Genomic DNA, 16574 nt, shown 5'->3' with positions numbered 1-16574 from the left:
CTAGATTTTGGGGACGCCTATGCGAGAGGTACCCCACGAGGCAACGGAGCGGAGTTTCCCCCGTACCCCCTCCCTCGTGCGCGGCTGGGCGCGGGAATAGCTCATGGGCACACGCACAGGATATCGCACACGCACACGCGATAAGAAGCCACTTTAGGGGTCCTGGAGTCCGCCTCGGGTCTGGCGTTAAGTATCACACCTCCCCGCCTACGATTTGTATTTTCCTTTTCCTTTGATAATCTTCTTCCTCATAGCGTCTATGACTTCACTGTTCCTTCCGTAGATCTCGCTCAAGGCGTGTTCAAAAATTGAAAAGGCATCCAGAAGGACCTCTTCCTCTACCTTACCTTCGTGTGCACCAACGTTCCCGACATGACGCAATGCATCAAGGGTTTCCGCGTGGTCTGGTACCTGAGCTTTGAACGCCTCAATTCGCTGGAAGAGATCGAGTCTTTTGGGTTTGTGCCCCTTGGCGCTCATGCCCTGCCTTGGGATATTGAAGTCGTCCAGAAGTGTTTCCACACTTACACGTAGCCCGTTGGCGCACGCTCCGGGGTCCATCCAATAGAGTCCGAATGTCTTCTGGATGCTGAATTTGAGGCTCTTGGGTGTCTCTGGTGGTACCTTAATCAGAGGCGGAGCAGGCGTCATGCTGCTAGGCTGGAGCATAGGCCCGAAGATCACTTCGTTATTCTGATCAACATAAATGTCGGTATCGGCTAGCCCCGCGACAGCAACAACCTCCCCACACTCAGGAATTGGGCAGCGCATTAGCATGGTGAATCGGTAGACATCCCAGGCTGGGCTCCAATCTTCGTGACTGGATGCGCGTTTCGAATGGGCTGGTTCCACAAGGCGGTAACTGGTTTCATCTGGAACGACCACGCCCCTACTGCACTGAGGGCATGGCAGTGAAGGCTTTTCCTCTGGTGTGAAAGTTCTACTCCAGAGTTTGTAGTCGATTGGCATCCTGTTCTCCGACAGTTCTTTGAGGGCCTATGATGCCGCTCTTACCCTGAGCATCCGCAGGCTCAAAGGCATAGCGACTACTTGATCTAGCGCCGTTCACTTTGGGTGCACCGACCGTGAACGTCTTAAGCCACTATGAAACGTGTGCCCTATGGGTTTACATCGGCATCTAGAGGACACGTGTCCTCAAAGTCTCAGATCCAAAGTGCACACACCGAAATAGGGCCATGACCACAGCGGAGTGAACTGGAAGCGCCGATCGGGCGTGCATACAACCCTGACCAGCTTGCACGCCCGATCGGCTTCCCTCGGCGGGATCACAGCACCGTTCCACATCTTCAGGGCTGAGGTAGGATGGGCTTTAAATGAGAAAGGCATGAAACTCTCAAATGAGAACGCAGCGACGCAGAAGTGAGAGACCTTCGGGCTCGGTTCAATAAACCCGCGAGAAATAAGCGAACACTGCACAGACGAGGCTCCTCAACGACGCATAAGTTATCCGTTTAGTACCGTGGCGCGTCTGATCGTTAGGCACCTTGATTAAGGGCACTTCCGGGAAGGAATGCCAGAGGCAGCTAGGCCCGGCCGGGCACACGTGCAACCGGGACCCGCTGGCCCGATCGGATCGCGGGGTTGGCTTCAGCCATTCGAGTTAGTTATCCACAATATCAAACGAGCCCACAGGTTTGAGACAACACGGGTGAGACAACTCAGACCGGCTTTGGGCCCACCGCTTGTGAAAAAATCAGCTATGAAGGTCTCATTCTTAGGACATAAATATTGAGACAACGTGATCCTTAAGAGAATGGCCGCGTGCTCTTCCTCGACGAACTGCCGGAGTTCCAGCCCCAGGTGCTCGATTCATTGAGGCAGCCGCTGGAGGCGGGCGAGATCCTGATTGCCCGGGCCAACCACCGGGTCACCTATCCTGCCCGGTTCCAGCTCGTGGCCGCCATGAACCCTTGCCGCTGCGGACAGGCCACCGAGCCCGGCTATGTCTGCCGCCGCCAGCCGAACGAGCGCTGCATCGCACAGTACCAAGCCCGTTTGTCAGGTCCGCTCCTCGACCGCATCGATCTCGCCATCGAAGTGCCGGCCGTCACCGCAGCCGACCTGATCCTGCCGGCTCCGGGCGAAGGCTCGGCGGAAGTCGCAGCACGGGTGGCCCGGGCCCGCGAGCGGCAGGCGATCCGCTATGCGTCCTTGAAGCTCGAGAGCATCACCACCAATGCCGCCTGCCCTCCGGGGCTGCTGGAGGACGTGGCGCAGCCCGATCCGGAGGGCCTGTCCCTCATCAGGGATGCCGCCAATGCCATGCGGCTCTCCGCCCGTGCCTTCCATCGGGTGCTGAAGGTGAGGCGGACCCTGGCCGACCTCGATGGGGAAGACCGGGTCCGGCGCATCCATGTGGCCGAGGCCCTCTCCTACCGGGCCCATGCGGATCGGCGCCCGGCGGCTGCGTGACGAAAGGACGAGGGCCCTTTCCCCTGCTTGTGAATCCCTGAACAGGATCCGATATTTTCCACCGGCACGGATATGTTTTCTGTCACAAAACAGTTTCGAACAGGTTTTATGTCATAGCGGAAGCGGAGCGGCGTCAGCCACGACCCGGCGCTGGAGAGACGATTCTGTGAGGCAGCGATGAACGACTTTCTTTCGAACCATGCGGCGGCGGGCTCCGCTTCCATCGGTTCGTCCCCTCACGGCTTCAAGTTCATGCCCGGAACCGACAGGCTCGTCCGCCACCATGGCAGCCTTGATCCCGTGCTTGGCCGGATCGGCTCCCTCGAGGTCCGCCTCGCGACCACCGCCAAGGACATCCGGCGCGCCCAGCGCCTGCGCTTCAAGGTGTTCTACGAGGAGATGTCGGCATCGCCCACCGGCGCGGCCCTGATCTCCCGCCGCGACGTGGACGAGTACGACCGGGTCTGCGACCACATCCTCGTCCTCGATCATGACGTGAAGGCCAAGCCCTTCCGACCGGCCAAGCCGAAGGTGGTGGGCACCTACCGCCTGCTCCGTCAGGACATCGCGGCGCGCCATGGGGGGTTCTACACCCGGGGCGAGTACGACATCGCGCCGCTCCTGAAGGCCCATCCCGGCTTGCGCTTCTTGGAACTCGGCCGCTCCTGCGTGCTCAAGCCCTATCGCAACAAGCGCACAGTCGAGTTGCTGTGGCACGGGATCTGGACCTATGTGCTCCATTACCGCATCGACGTGATGATGGGCTGCGCCAGCCTGGAAGGCACGAACGTGCGAGAGCTGGCGCTTCCGCTGAGCTTCCTGCACCACTACGCCGCAGCACCGGTCGAATGGCAGGCCAGAGCCCTGCCGGAACGCTTTACCCCCATGGACATCCTGCCCAAGGAGGCCGTCGATCCCAAGGCGGCCCTTCACGCCCTGCCGCCCCTGATCAAGGGCTACCTGCGCGTGGGTGCGACCTTCGGCACGGGGGCCGTGATCGACCGGCAGTTCGGCACCACGGACGTGCTCGTCGTGCTGCCCGTCTCGGCGATCAACCCCCGCTACATTGACCATTTCGGCCCGGCTGCGAACCGCTACGCGGCGTGAACTTAGCTTGCTGGATCTAACACCCTGAGGAGGTCACGCAGTGACCATCTCGAAGGACGAAGGCATCTCCCGCAATCTCTGGATCCTCCTTCGAGACGCCTGCTCCGCAGGCTCCTCGGGAATGAGGCGAGAGTGCAATGAGTCTTGAGGGACTAGGCTGAGGCTGCGATGGGCAGCGCCATCGCCAGGCGCCATTCCTCACGCACGTCCGGATGGCTCTCCTGCGTCAGCCTCCCGGCCGCATGACGCGCCACCGCGTCGGGCGGCAGCAAGCGCCCGAGCGCCCAGACCGCCATGGCGCGCACCAGCGGCGAGGCATCGTCCAGCAGCCGCTCTGCCTCTTCGGCGAGGTTCACATCGCCTGAGTTGCCGATCGCGATCAGCACGTTGCGAATGAAGCGGTCGCGGCCCGTGCGCTTGATGGGCGTTCCGGCAAAGCGGGTGCGGAAAGAGGGATCATCGAGACGGGCGAGTTCGGCGAGCGGCAAGAGGGCGAGATCTTCCCGCTGCACGAGCCGCGCTTCGCGGCCTGCCTGCGCAAACTTGTTCCAGGGACAGACGGCGAGGCAGTCGTCGCAGCCGAAGATGCGGCTGCCGATGCCGGGGCGCAGCTCCGCTGGAATCTGCCCCTTGTGCTCGATGGTGAGATACGAGATGCAGCGCCTCGCATCGAGCTGGTAGGGCGCGGGAAAAGCGTTGGTCGGGCAGATGTCGAGGCAGCGGCGGCAGGAGCCGCAATGGTTGCGCTCCGGCTCGTCGGCGGGTAGCTCCGCCGTGGTGAAGATGGCGCCCAGGAACAGCCAGTTGCCGAACGCGCGCGAGACGACGACCGTGTGCTTGCCCTGGAAGCCGAGGCCCGCCGCTTCCGCGAGCGGCTTTTCCATCACCGGCGCCGTATCGACGAAGACCTTCACGTCGGACGAGGCTTTTGAGGCGAGGAAGCCCGCCGCTTCCTTGAGCTTGCCCTTGATCACGTCATGGTAGTCGCGGTTGCGGGCATAGACCGAGATATAGCCGCGATCTGTTTGCGCGAGTTCCGCGAGAGGATTGTCGGCCGGGCCGTAGTTCAGCCCGAGCAGGATGACGCTGCGCACCTCGGGCCAGAGGGTGCGAGGATCAGCGCGCCGCTCGGCGGTGTCCGCCATCCACTCCATCGAGCCGTGATGACCGGCCTCGAGCCAGGCCTGAAGGCGCTCGCGCGCCAGCGGGATCGAATCCGGCCGCGCGACGTGAACGGCGTCGAAGCCGAGCGCCTTTGCGCGCTCGACGAAGGCCTGCTTGAGCGCGTCCGCGCCTAGAAGTCGAGATTGTCGTAATGGTCCGCCGGCGCCATGCCCGGCACCCGGTCCGCCAGGAGCGCGCGAAAGGACGGCCGGGACTTGATCCTGGCGTACCAAAGCTTCGCTGTCTCGTCCTCGTTCCATGGCACGTCGCCGAGATAATCCACCACCGACAGATGGGCCGCCGCCGCCAGATCCGCATAGGTCATCTGGTCGCCGGCGAGCCAATTCCGCTGGGAAATCAGAAAACCGATATATTTGAGATGGTATCGCACATTGGTCTGGGCAGCGCGAATCGCCCCCATGTCCGGCGGACCGCCCCCCAGTTCGCCGGGTGTGAACCGCTTGTAGATCTTTTCTGTGGCGAGGTAGTCCGACACCTCGCCGTGAAACTTGATCAGGAACCAGTCGAGCAGGCGGCGCACCTCGACCCGCCGGGCGAGCTCCCGCGGCAGGAAGCGGCGATCCCGAAGATCCTCCCCCCGCGTCTCATCCAGATATTCCGCAATGCCCATGGGACCCGGCACCGCGAGCCCATTATCGTCGAGGAAGAGCGGCAGGTTGCCGGCCGGATTGATCTCGAGATAGGGGATGCGCCGATCCCACGGCTTCTCCTCGACCACATTCGGTTCAAGGCCGAGTTCCGCAACAATGAGGCGCGCGAACCGCGACTGCGGGCAAAAGGGATAAGAATGCAGGGTGGCCATGAATGATGCTGACGCGAAACAGGCGGCAAGAATAAGGCCGTGCTTCGTTAAGGGTTGGTAAGGAATAATGGTGAATCTCATGACTCTGACGCAGATGGGCCGCGCCTGCAGCGCAAACCTTTCTTGACAGAGGTGGAGGCGCTCCCGCATCTGGCGCCGTTCTCAGGATTTTCAACGATGTCGCAAATCATCGAGGCGCTCTTTCTCGGCCTCATCGAAGGGCTGACGGAGTTTCTCCCCGTGTCCTCGACCGGCCACCTGCTCCTCGTGGGCCACTTCCTCGGATTCGAGTCGACGGGCAAGACCTTCGAGGTGCTGATCCAGCTCGGCGCGATCCTGGCGATCCTGTCGGTCTACTTCAACAAGCTCTGGTCCATCGCAAGAGCCCTGCCGCACGATCCCATGGCCCGCCACTTCGTCATCGGCGTGCTGGTGGCCTTCCTGCCCGCAGCCCTCATCGGCGCCGTGCTGCACGGCTTCATCAAGGAGGTGCTCTTCGATCCCTGGATCGTGTGCGTGACGCTGATCGTCGGCGGCTTCGTGCTGCTCGTCATCGACCGGATGCCCCTGGAGGCGACGAAGACCGACGCGACGCGGTTTCCCCTTTCGATGTACCTCAAGATCGGCCTCATCCAGTGCGTGGCGATGATCCCCGGCGTGTCGCGCTCAGGCGCCACCATCGTGGGCGCCATGCTGATGGGGGCGTCCAAGCGCGCGGCGGCGGAGTTCTCGTTCTTCCTCGCCATGCCCACCATGGCGGGCGCTTTCACCTACGACCTGTTGAAGAACTACAAGATCCTCTCTGCCAACGACGTCACGATCATCGTGGCGGGGTTCATCTCCGCCTTCGTGGCGGCTCTGCTCGTGGTGAAGATGCTGCTCGACTACGTGTCGCGTCACGGCTTCACGCCCTTCGCCTACTGGCGCATCCTCGTCGGGGCCGCGGGTCTCGCGGGCCTCATGGTCTACGGCTGACCCATGCCGTCACGCGACGAGACCCTTGCGGTCATCATCTCCATCGTCATCGCATTGCTGGTTGTAACATTCGCCGTCATTGCTGGCGCAGGCCTGGGGGCTCCGGCGCAGGGCTCGGCTCCGGGCCCGTCCTGCGCCGAATGGACCGACGGCTGCGTCGTCTGCCGCCGCGTTCCGGAGGGCCTGGCCTGCTCGACGCCGGGCATTGCCTGCACCCCTGGCGCACAGCGCTGCGTGAGGCCCGCAGGCGTGCCGATCTAAGGAATGGTCTTGTCCGGATAGCGGCACAGGTCGTTCACCGGGCAGCGCCAGCATTCCGGCTTGCGGGCCTTGCAGATGTAGCGGCCGTGCAGGATCAGCCAGTGATGGGCGTGGAGCCGGTATTCGTCCGGGATCAGCTTTTCGAGCGCTTCCTGCGTGTCGAGCGGTGTCCTGGTGATCGCCAGCGGCAGGCGGTTGGTGACCCGGAAGATATGTGTGTCCACCGCAACCCGCGGGTCGCCGAAGGCGATGTTGACCACGACGCTGGCGGTCTTGCGGCCGACCCCCGGCAGGGTCTCCAGGATCTCGACGGAATTGGGCACCTCGCCGCCGAACTCCTCCACGAGGCGCTTGGCCATCGCGATCACGTTCTTCGCCTTGGTGTTGAAGAAGTTCAGGGTCTTGATGTGCTGCCGCAGACCCTCCTCGCCGAGGTCAAGCATCCTCTGCGGGGTGTCGACAACCGCGAACAGCCCGCGGGTCGCCTTGTTGACGCCCACGTCCGTGGCCTGGGCCGAGAGCGTCACGGCGACCAGGAGCGTATAGGGGTTGGTGTAATCGAGCTCGCCCCTGGGCTCGGGATTGGCCGCGTGCAGGCGGCGGAAGATCTCGACCATCGTGGCCCGGTCGACGGGCTTGGGCATGCGGGAGCGCACGGCCCTGCCCACGGCTTTCGCCGGGACGGCGGGCTTAGGCTTCGACATGCGACGGGAGGGCTGCTTCAGATCCGACATTCCTGCGTTATATCTGGGCTATGGCAGGCAGCAAGGCGACATTTGATGGCGCGGACCGGTTCGAGCAGCCGGTGTTCTCGGCCGTCATCCGCCCGCACCGGTCATTGAGCCCGAAAGCGTTCAGGATCGTCATGATGCTCGTCTGCCTCACCTCCCTGGTGGCGAGCATCCCCTTCGTGGTCATGGGCTTCTGGCCGGTGGCCGGCTTCTTCGGCCTCGACTTCCTCGGCCTCTACATTGCCTTCCGGATGAGCTACCGGCAGGGCGATGCCTTCGAGCTGCTCGAGCTGACCCCGATCCGGCTCCTGTTCCGCAAGGTGAGTCCGAAGGGCGAGGTGAAGGACTGGCATTTCAACCCGCTCTGGACCCGTCTCGACCGGAAAGTCGATGATGAATACGGCATGCAGCAGCTCGCGCTGACCTCCCGGGCCGAGCACGTGGTGATCGCCCGCGACCTCTCCCCGCCGGAGCGCGAAACCCTGGCCGAAGCCCTGGGCCGCGCCCTGGCGGATGTGAAGCGGGGCTATTGAGAAAGAGCCAGCACTGTGTGGCCCGCAGCTGATGCTGCGAGCCTGTGGTGAGATCGAGGGTGGCGCGTTGGGCAGCCCGGCTCGATGATGTGTGGTGATAGGGAAGAGCCGAGGTGCCTCTTCGCGCACGGCTTGTTTAGGCGTTCAGGCGGTGCCAGCCCGGTGACCGCTCAAGGCGTGATCCGCCTGCTCAGCGGGGGCCTTGAACCGATTCCGACCACCGGCACACAGCCTGGGCCTCCCGTCGACACGGCTTGCGAGGCCATGCCACAGGACCGTGTCTGCTCCCACACTGCGACGCCTCGCGAGCGCGCCCCTCGATAGGAGCAGATCTAAGGTGATGTTATAGCTAAGGTTAGAGTAGCTGCCAAGAACAGAGTAAGAACATGCCCTCACCGTCATGGCCGGGCTCGTCCCGGCCATCCACGTCTTCAACCGCTGCAAAGACGTGGATCCCCGGAACAAGTCCGGGGATGACGGGGAGGCTGTCAGGATTAGAGGAGTGTGAGAACCGGGAGAGGGTCATTCCCGGCCGGAGCGCAGCGAAGGGGGAAGGAATCCACTCACCCGCTCAGCGCTATGGATCCCCTTCCCGGCCTCACGGCCGCCGGGGATGACACCAGAAGATACCCTTCTCACGACATGAGGCTGAAGAGAGAAAGCCACCGCAGAAATCGGGTGTCGCCTGCCCTCTCCCATCGCTACGATGATCGGCAATAAAGGATCACCGCCATGCTCGATACCTTGCGCGACATCACCATCGAACCGGCCGACCTCATGGTGCCGGACGAGCCCCATTCCGACTACGAGCGGGTGCGCCGGATCATCGCGTTCATCTCGGAGCGCTGGCGCGAGCAGCCGTCGCTGGAAGCGATCGCCGACCATGTGGGGCTCTCCACCACCCATGTGCATCACCTGTTCCGGCGCTGGGCAGGCCTGTCGCCCAAGGCCTTCCTCCAGGCCATCACCCTGGACAACGCCAAGGCGCTGCTGGCGGATTCCGCGAGCGTGCTCGACGCCACCTACGAGCTCGGCCTCTCCGGCCCGGCCCGGCTGCACGACCTCTTCGTGACCCACGAGGCCATGACGCCAGGCGACTACAAGGCGGGCGGCTCGGGCCTCACCATGCGCTTCGGCTTCCATCCTTCGCCGTTCGGCGAGGCGCTGCTGATCGTGACCGACCGGGGGCTCGCGGGCCTCGGCTTCGTGGACGACGGGGACCGCCCGGCGGCGCTCGCCGACATGACCCGCCGCTGGCCGAAGGCCGAATACGTGGAGGATCCGGCCGCCACGGCGCCGGTAGCCCGGCGCATCTTCAGCCCGTCGCAATGGCAGGCGGAGCAGCCGCTCCGGGTGGTGCTGATCGGCACCGATTTCGAGGTCCGGGTCTGGCAGACCCTGCTGCGCATCCCACGCGACCGGGCCGCCACCTATTCCGACATCGCCCGCCACATCGGCAAGCCCGCCGCCTGCCGGGCGGTGGGCGCGGCGGTGGGCAAGAACCCGGTCTCCTTCGTGGTCCCCTGCCACCGGGTGCTGGGCCGCTCCGGCGCGCTCACCGGCTATCACTGGGGGCTGACCCGCAAGCAGGCCATTCTAGGGTGGGAGGCCGGGCGGAGTTTGAGCGGGAGCGAGGCTTAGGAGTCATGGCGCAGCAGGCCGCAGCCGATGAAGCGGATCGGCTTCGCCATCTCGAAGAGATCATCTGGACTGACCCGGACCTCATGGAGGTTCTCACAACGGCCAGTCGGATCGGACTGCCTCATTGGCGCCTAGGCGGAGGATGTGTCTATCAGAGGGTCTGGAATGCTCTGACCGGTCGCCCCAGGCGGACCGGGATCAAGGACTACGATCTCGTCTATTTCAACGCTTCCGACCTCTCCTGGGAAGCCGAGGATGCAGCTAGCCGGCAGATCGCAGCCGCCCTGCCCGACTTTCAGGGTGTTCTCGAAGTCCGCAATCATGCCCGTGTGCCGCTATGGTTCGAGCAGCGTTTCGGCTTCCCCTGCCCTGCTGTATCGCATCCGGACGAGGTGTTCCGGCAATATCCTTTGACTGTTCAGTCCCTGGGAGTGCGGCTGGAGCGGGATGGCTTCCTCAACATCCTTGCACCCTTCGGGCTGGCGGATCTCTTCTCGCTCCGAATCCGGCCGAACCGGTCACTGCCGAACAAGGCCGCCTATGAGGAGAAGACGAAACGCTTGGTTGAGGCTTGGCCGGAACTCGTAGTCGAGCCCTGGTAGGGCCGGAGGCGATGCTCCAAGCTCACGCATTCCCGTCCTGCCGGAGGTGGAGGTAGAGCGGATCGAAATCGCCCGCCTCCTTCAGCTTCTCCCATTCCAGGATCTGCACCTGGGCTCCCCTGCTGCGGATGAGCCCGTCGGCCCGAAGCTCCTGCAGGACCCGGTTGACGTGCACCGTGCTGGCCCCGATGGCGTCCGCGAGTTCGGTTTGGGTGATGGGCAGATTGAAGGTCCCGTCCTCCACCAGGCCCACGGCTTTCAGGCGCACCAGCAGCTCGCACAGGAGATGGGCCATTCGGTTGTAGGCCTCGCGCCGCCCGATGCCGGTCATCCACTCCCGGAAGATTGAGCCATCGACCAGGGTCTCGCGCCACAGGGCGGCGGTGATCCGGGGGAAGCGGTTGCAGAGGTCGTACAGGGCCTCGTGCGGGATGAAGCCGAGCGTGCACGGGCTCACCGTCGCAACGCTGTTGTCCATGACCTTCAGGTGCAGGCTCTGCAGGTCGGGGATGTCGCCGGGGACATGGAAGGCCACGATCTGGCGCTTGCCCTCGGCGGTGATCTTATACACGCAGGTGAAGCCCTCCAGGATCAGGCAGCACTGGGACGGGCGGTCGCCGATGCGCACGATGTCCCGATCGGGCTTGAAGATCGCGACCTGCACCGGGCGACCGGCGAGGGCCTGCCGCTCCTCGACGGAGAGGGGAAAGATGCTCTCAAGCTTGTGGATCATCCGGCCGATCGGCGCTTGTGCATTGATCATCATGGTGGTCTTTCCCAGAGGCAGGCAGGAGGAGCCGCATTCATCCACAGCAGCCGTGCTACGGGCGTCCATGGTACAAGGGAGCAGAAGCCACGGCCAGAAAACAATCGGCAGCCATCCAGCTTCTTGGAAAGCCACGCTTTTTCAGGAAGCTCCTGATGGAACAGCGAACAAACTGCCCCTCCCCGGGTTTAGCAAACGCCTCACAGGGGAAATGCCGGTGCCTCGCTACTTCTTCGACACCTACGATGGAAGCCACCTGATCAACGATCCCGAGGGGATGGAGCTGCCAAACCTGGAGCAGGTGAAAACCGAGGCCCAGAACGCCCTGCCCGATCTGGCGCGGGATGCCCTCCCAGATGGCGACCAGAAAACCTTCATCGTCAGCGTCAGGGACGAGGCCGGGCAGGTCATCCTGCGGGCAGCACTCACCCTGATCGTCGAGACCGCCCCGTAAAATCACGTTGCCTGAACCACGGATGCGCGAGGTGCCGACCTGGCGCTCCGGCCCATATTGCAGGAATGCAACAGGGTCCGGCTCCGACGAATTGGCGCAAACTAGCGCCCATGATCGTCTTGCAGCCCTGAAAGCCTCTTCTTATATCAGCGCCAGCATGGGGCACGGCTCGGTTTGAGGCGGCCCCGGCAATTTGTCAGCAACATGTAAGCCATGGGCCGGGCTGCTTTGAGGGCCCGGCGGTCTGCTTGAAAGTGAGGGATCCCGCCATGGGTAAGGTCATTGGTATCGACCTCGGCACCACCAACTCCTGCGTCGCTGTCATGGAAGGCACGACGCCCAAAGTCATCGAAAACGCTGAAGGCGCCCGGACGACCCCGTCCATCGTGGCCTTCACGGACGAAGGCGAGCGCCTCGTCGGCCAGCCGGCCAAGCGCCAGGCGGTCACGAACCCGTCGCGCACCTTCTTCGCCATCAAGCGCCTGATCGGCCGCACCTTCGACGATCCCATGACCAAGAAGGACATGGGCCTCGTTCCCTATCACATCGTGAAGGGCGGCAATAACGACGCCTGGGTCGAGGCCGACGGCAAGCAGATGTCGCCCTCGCAGATCTCCGCCTTCACCCTTCAGAAGATGAAGGAGACGGCCGAGTCCTATCTCGGACAGCCCGTCACGCAGGCCGTCATCACGGTTCCGGCCTATTTCAACGACGCCCAGCGCCAGGCCACCAAGGACGCAGGCCGGATCGCCGGCCTCGAGGTCCTGCGCATCATCAACGAGCCCACGGCTGCGGCCCTGGCCTATGGCCTGGACAAGAAGCAGACCGGCATGATCGCGGTCTATGATCTGGGCGGCGGCACCTTCGACGTGTCCGTGCTCGAGATCGGCGACGGCGTGTTCGAGGTGAAGTCGACCAACGGCGACACCTTCCTCGGCGGCGAGGACTTCGACATGCGCCTCGTCGAGTACCTGGCGGCGGAGTTCAAGAAGGAGCAGGGCATCGACCTGACCAAGGACAAGCTCGCCCTTCAGCGCCTGAAGGAAGCGGCCGAGAAGGCCAAGATCGAGCTGTCCTCGGCCTCCCAGACCGAGATCAACCTGCCCTACATCACGGCGGATGCCTCCGGTCCGAAGCACCTGGCCCTCAAGCTCTCGCGCGCCAAGTTCGAGCAGCTCGTGGACGACCTGGTGCAGAAGACCATCGAGCCCTGCCGCAAGGCCCTCAAGGACGCCGGCATCTCGCCGGGCGACATCGACGAGGTGGTTCTCGTCGGCGGCATGACCCGCATGCCGAAGATCCAGGAAGTGGTGAAGAACTTCTTCGGCAAGGAGCCCCACAAGGGCGTCAACCCGGATGAGGTCGTGGCCATCGGCGCGGCCATCCAGGCCGGCGTGCTCCAGGGCGACGTGAAGGACGTGCTGCTCCTCGACGTGACCCCGCTTTCGCTCGGCATCGAGACCCTGGGCGGCGTGTTCACCCGTCTGATTGACCGCAACACCACGATCCCGACGAAGAAGAGCCAGGTGTTCTCCACCGCGGAAGACAACCAGAACGCGGTGACGATCCGGGTCTTCCAGGGCGAGCGCGAAATGGCGGCGGACAACAAGCTGCTCGGCCAGTTTGACCTCGTGGGCATTCCGCCCGCGCCCCGCGGCGTGCCGCAGATCGAGGTGACCTTCGACATCGACGCGAACGGCATCGTGAACGTCACGGCGAAGGACAAGGCCACGGCCAAGGAGCACCAGATCCGCATCCAGGCGTCCGGCGGCCTGTCGGATGCCGACATCGAGAAGATGGTGAAGGACGCCGAGGCTCACGCCGAGGAAGACAAGAAGCGCCGCGAGCTCGTCGAGGCCAGGAACCAGGGCGAGAGCCTGATCCACGCCACCGAGAAGTCGCTCACCGAGTACGGCGACAAGGTGTCGGAAGCCGACAAGCAGGGCATCACCACCGCCATCGATGCGCTGCGTCAGGCGCTTGCGGGCGAAGACTCCGAGGTCGTCAAGGCCCGCACCACGGACCTGATGCAGGCCTCCATGAAGCTCGGCGAAGCCATGTATGCCGCGGCGCAGGGCGCTCCTGGCGAAGGCGGCGAGCAGCCTGAAGGCGGCGACAACGCGAGCAAGGACGACGTCATCGACGCCGACTTCCAGGAAGTCGACGAAGGCGACAAGAAAAAGCGCGCCTGAATGATGAGCGCTCTTTAGAGAATTCGGCACCCGGTTTCATGACCGGGTGCCGTTTTCGTGAAATGAGCTTGAAACACCCATGACCGATCAACCGACCGCTTTTCGCGATGCTCCGGCAAAAGCTTCAGGAGCTTTTCCCTGTGCAGCGCATGCACGGCGGACGATGAACAAGACGGAGCGGCAGGCCGCTCCGAGGGGCGCCTGACATGTCCAAGCGCGATTACTACGAGGTTCTCGGCGTCGCCAAGACCGCGTCTGAGGCGGAGATGAAATCCGCCTTCCGCAAGCTCGCGATGCAGTATCACCCGGACCGCAACCCGGGCAATCACGAGGCCGAGGTCAAGTTCAAGGAAATCAACGAAGCCTACCAGACCCTCTCCGACGGCCAGAAGCGCGCGGCCTACGACCGCTACGGCCATGCGGCCTTCGCCAACGGCGGAGCGGGCGGACCGGGCTTCAACGGCGACTTCTCCGACTTCATGTCAGACATCTTCGAGAATTTCTTCGGCGATGCCGGCGGACGCGGCGGCCGCGGACGGGGTGCGGGCGGGCGCGAGCGTGGCGCCGACATGCGCTACAATCTCGAGATCTCCCTCGACGAGGCCTTCCACGGCAAGAATGCGGAACTGAAGATCCCGACCTCCGTCACCTGCGAGGCCTGCACCGGCTCCGGCGCCAAGCCGGGGTCGAAGCCGAAGGCCTGTCCCACCTGCGGCGGCGCTGGCCGGGTGCGGGCGACGCAGGGGTTCTTCTCCATCGAGCGCACCTGCCCCAACTGCCATGGGCGCGGCGAGGTCATCGACGACCCCTGCACCTCCTGCGGCGGCGCCGGCCGGGTCACCCGGGAGCGCACGCTCTCGGTCAACATTCCGGCAGGCGTCGAGGACGGCACGCGCATTCGCCTCGCAGGCGAAGGCGAGGCGGGCCTGCGCGGCGGGCCGGCGGGCGATCTCTACATCTTCCTGTCGATCAAGCCGCACCCGTTCTTCCAGCGGGACGGGGCGGACCTGTTCTGCCGCGTGCCGATCTCCATGGTGACGGCGGCGATCGGCGGCGAGTTCAATGTGCCCACGCTAGGCGGCACCGACGCGCTCGTGAAGGTGCCCGAGGGCACCCAGACCGGCAAGCAGTTCCGCCTGAAGGCCAAGGGCATGCCGGTGCTGCGCACCCGCGACGTGGGCGACCTCTACATCCAGGTTGTTGTGGAAACCCCGCAGAAGCTCACCAAGCGCCAGCGCGAGCTCCTGATGGAGTTCGACCAGGAGTGCTCCAAGGAAAACCACCCGGAAAGCTCGGGATTTTTCTCGCGTTTTCGCGAGTTTCTCGATGGCCTCGGCGGATCAAGTTAACTTGAGGGTCGTTTTCTAAAGCCATCGCGCGGAAAAAGTGGATCCGGTTTTTCCGCTCTAGACGATGCGCTGCCTAAGAAGATAAGCATCGGATCAATCCCAAACGTGCCTTCCACTTTTGGGTCCGGTGCCTAGGTTCTAAACAGCCGGTGTGATCCGCATGATCGAGGGGACAGCTTAGTGCTTCAGTCGTTTCAACGGCCCACGGCCCGCAAACTACCCCTCAAGAAAGATCGCTTCCAGGATGAGGCGCGCTTCCTGCGGTCATGGCTCGAGCGACCCCTCGTCATGGGAGCGGTCACCCCGTCCGGCAAGATCCTGGCCAGGACCATGGCGTCCTACGTGGACCCGCGTATTCCCGGCCCGGTCATCGAGCTCGGCCCCGGCACAGGCCCGGTCACCGACGCCCTGATCCGCCGCGGCGTGGCCCAGGACCGGCTGGTCCTCATCGAATACAATCCCGACTTCTGCCGGCTGCTGAAGCGCCGCTTCCCCAAGGCGACGATCATCCAGGGCGACGCCTACGACCTCAAGGAGACGCTCGCCGGCATCCTGGCGGAGCCTGCGGCCGCCACCGTGTCGAGCCTGCCGCTCTTCACGAAGCCCATGGATCAGCGCCTGGATCTCCTGGAGATTGCCCAGGAACTCATGCATCCGGGCGCGCCCTTCATCCAGTTCACCTATGCGGTGGTGCCGCCGATCCCGGCGCGCTCACAAAGCTACAGCGCCCGTGCCTCCAACCGGATCTGGCGCAACCTCCCCCCGGCCCGCGTGTGGGTCTACAACAAGGTCATGAATCCATGAGCGCCGCGATGTCTCTCCCGACGAGCCCCGTTCCCGCAGGAGACATTCGCGACAAGCTCATCATCGGTCTCGACGTGCCTTCCGTGGATGAGGCCCGCGCCCTCGTCGGGCGCATCGGCGATGCCGGCACCTTCTACAAGATAGGCTACCAGCTCGCCTATGCGGGCGGCTTCGAATTCGCCCGCGAACTGATCGGCCAGGGCAAGAAGGTCTTCCTCGATCTCAAGCTGCACGACATCGGCAACACGGTGGAGGAAGGCGTGCGCTCGGTGGCGCGCCTCGGAGCCACGTTCCTGACGGTCCATGCCTATCCGCAGACCATGCGCGCGGCGGTGGCCGGGGCAGCGGGATCGTCCTTGAAGATCCTCGCCGTGACGGTACTGACCTCCTACGACGACGAGGATCTCGTCGAAGCGGGCTACGCTTCGGGTTCGGCGGCCGACCTCGTCGCCCGGCGCGCCGGGCAGGCCCACGACCTTAACGTCGACGGCATCGTCTGCGCGGCTCCGGAAGCCCAGCGCGTGCGCTCCCTCATAGGCCCCGATCGCCTCATCGTCACGCCCGGCATCCGCCCGGCAGGGTCGGAGGCCGGCGACCAGAAGCGCATCGTCACGCCGGCGGAGGGCATTCGGCTCGGCGCTAACCACCTCGTGGTCGCCCGCCCCATCGTGAAGGCCGCCGATCCGCGCGCCGCGGCGGAAGCCATCGTGCGCGACATCGCCGGCGCGTGAGCCGTACG

The 16574-nt window shown here is 64.1% G+C and carries 16 protein-coding genes and 1 pseudogene; 12 read left to right on the top strand and 5 right to left on the bottom strand.

Features of this window, described 5'->3' with window-relative positions; genetic code table 11:
- Nucleotides 1–207: 207 nt before the first annotated feature.
- Nucleotides 208–969 carry a DUF4145 domain-containing protein gene (locus AC0QTX_RS15560; RefSeq protein WP_474604723.1) on the bottom strand — a complete coding sequence of 254 codons (762 nt, stop codon included), beginning with the start codon at nt 967–969 and terminating at the stop codon, nt 208–210.
- Between the two features lie 813 nt (nt 970–1782).
- On the opposite strand from AC0QTX_RS15560, the pseudogene AC0QTX_RS15555 reads away from it, so the two are divergent.
- Both AC0QTX_RS15555 and olsB read left to right on the top strand, forming a co-directional pair.
- Nucleotides 1783–2433, top strand: a pseudogene (locus AC0QTX_RS15555) (ATP-binding protein); the annotation flags it as partial.
- Between the two features lie 177 nt (nt 2434–2610).
- The gene (olsB, locus tag AC0QTX_RS15550; RefSeq protein ID WP_474604722.1) at nt 2611–3540 is read left to right on the top strand and encodes a l-ornithine N(alpha)-acyltransferase; all 930 of its coding nucleotides are present in this window, start codon (nt 2611–2613) and stop codon (nt 3538–3540) included.
- Nucleotides 3541–3692: 152 nt separating this feature from the next.
- Here olsB and queG read toward each other — a convergent pair whose 3' ends face one another.
- Both queG and AC0QTX_RS15540 read right to left on the bottom strand, forming a co-directional pair.
- Nucleotides 3693–4937, bottom strand: coding sequence for a tRNA epoxyqueuosine(34) reductase QueG (queG, locus tag AC0QTX_RS15545; RefSeq protein WP_474604721.1), 1245 nt, complete (start codon nt 4935–4937; stop codon nt 3693–3695).
- Nucleotides 4835–5527 (bottom strand): glutathione S-transferase family protein, encoded by a 693-nt coding sequence (locus tag AC0QTX_RS15540; RefSeq protein WP_474604720.1) that lies wholly within the window; start codon nt 5525–5527, stop codon nt 4835–4837. Before AC0QTX_RS15540 ends, queG begins: the two co-directional genes overlap by 103 nt.
- A 177-nt stretch (nt 5528–5704) precedes the next feature.
- On the opposite strand from AC0QTX_RS15540, the gene AC0QTX_RS15535 reads away from it, so the two are divergent.
- Together AC0QTX_RS15535 and AC0QTX_RS15530 are read left to right on the top strand one after the other, a co-directional pair.
- On the top strand, nt 5705–6502 hold the full coding sequence (locus AC0QTX_RS15535) for an undecaprenyl-diphosphate phosphatase (protein WP_474604719.1): 798 nt from the start codon (nt 5705–5707) through the stop codon (nt 6500–6502).
- Nucleotides 6503–6505: 3 nt separating this feature from the next.
- Nucleotides 6506–6763, top strand: coding sequence for a hypothetical protein (locus AC0QTX_RS15530; RefSeq protein ID WP_474604718.1), 258 nt, complete (start codon nt 6506–6508; stop codon nt 6761–6763).
- On the opposite strand, the gene nth is transcribed toward AC0QTX_RS15530, so the two are convergent.
- Entirely contained in the window at nt 6760–7497 is a 738-nt protein-coding gene (gene nth / locus AC0QTX_RS15525) for an endonuclease III (protein WP_474604717.1), read from the bottom strand. The two genes, AC0QTX_RS15530 and nth, sit on opposite strands and share 4 nt — an antisense overlap.
- 20 nt (nt 7498–7517) lie before the next feature.
- On the opposite strand from nth, the gene AC0QTX_RS15520 reads away from it, so the two are divergent.
- The 3 genes from AC0QTX_RS15520 (at nt 7518) to AC0QTX_RS15510 (ending at nt 10270) form a co-directional block, all read left to right on the top strand.
- The gene (locus tag AC0QTX_RS15520; protein WP_474604716.1) at nt 7518–8027 is read left to right on the top strand and encodes a DUF2244 domain-containing protein; all 510 of its coding nucleotides are present in this window, start codon (nt 7518–7520) and stop codon (nt 8025–8027) included.
- Nucleotides 8028–8804: 777 nt separating this feature from the next.
- Nucleotides 8805–9668: a methylated-DNA--[protein]-cysteine S-methyltransferase gene (locus tag AC0QTX_RS15515; RefSeq protein WP_474604746.1), complete on the top strand. Its 864-nt coding sequence runs from the start codon at nt 8805–8807 to the stop codon at nt 9666–9668.
- A gap of 5 nt (nt 9669–9673) precedes the next feature.
- Nucleotides 9674–10270 (top strand): nucleotidyltransferase family protein, encoded by a 597-nt coding sequence (locus AC0QTX_RS15510; protein ID WP_474604715.1) that lies wholly within the window; start codon nt 9674–9676, stop codon nt 10268–10270.
- 22 nt (nt 10271–10292) lie between these two features.
- Here AC0QTX_RS15510 and AC0QTX_RS15505 read toward each other — a convergent pair whose 3' ends face one another.
- The gene (locus AC0QTX_RS15505) at nt 10293–11036 is read right to left on the bottom strand and encodes a Crp/Fnr family transcriptional regulator (protein WP_474604714.1); all 744 of its coding nucleotides are present in this window, start codon (nt 11034–11036) and stop codon (nt 10293–10295) included.
- A 211-nt stretch (nt 11037–11247) separates the two neighbouring features.
- Between AC0QTX_RS15505 and AC0QTX_RS15500 the strand changes: the two genes are divergently transcribed.
- The 5 genes from AC0QTX_RS15500 (at nt 11248) to pyrF (ending at nt 16566) form a co-directional block, all read left to right on the top strand.
- Nucleotides 11248–11490, top strand: a complete 243-nt coding sequence (locus AC0QTX_RS15500) for a DUF6894 family protein (RefSeq protein WP_474604713.1) — start codon at nt 11248–11250, stop codon at nt 11488–11490.
- 269 nt (nt 11491–11759) lie between these two features.
- Complete coding sequence (gene dnaK / locus AC0QTX_RS15495; protein ID WP_474604712.1) at nt 11760–13682, top strand: molecular chaperone DnaK; 1923 nt, start codon at nt 11760–11762, stop codon at nt 13680–13682.
- Nucleotides 13683–13888: 206 nt separating this feature from the next.
- Nucleotides 13889–15031 carry a molecular chaperone DnaJ gene (dnaJ, locus tag AC0QTX_RS15490; RefSeq protein WP_474604711.1) on the top strand — a complete coding sequence of 381 codons (1143 nt, stop codon included), beginning with the start codon at nt 13889–13891 and terminating at the stop codon, nt 15029–15031.
- 180 nt (nt 15032–15211) lie between these two features.
- Nucleotides 15212–15835, top strand: coding sequence for a class I SAM-dependent methyltransferase (locus AC0QTX_RS15485; protein WP_474604710.1), 624 nt, complete (start codon nt 15212–15214; stop codon nt 15833–15835).
- Between the two features lie 8 nt (nt 15836–15843).
- A complete protein-coding gene (gene pyrF / locus AC0QTX_RS15480) occupies nt 15844–16566 on the top strand; it encodes an orotidine-5'-phosphate decarboxylase (RefSeq protein WP_474604709.1) in 723 nt (240 codons plus the stop codon).
- The last annotated feature ends 8 nt before the right edge of the window (nt 16567–16574 follow it).

Source organism: Microvirga sp. jy35 (genome assembly GCF_056148915.1).
Note: the sequence above shows the minus strand (reverse complement) of the source record. Positions and strands in the feature narration are given on the sequence as shown.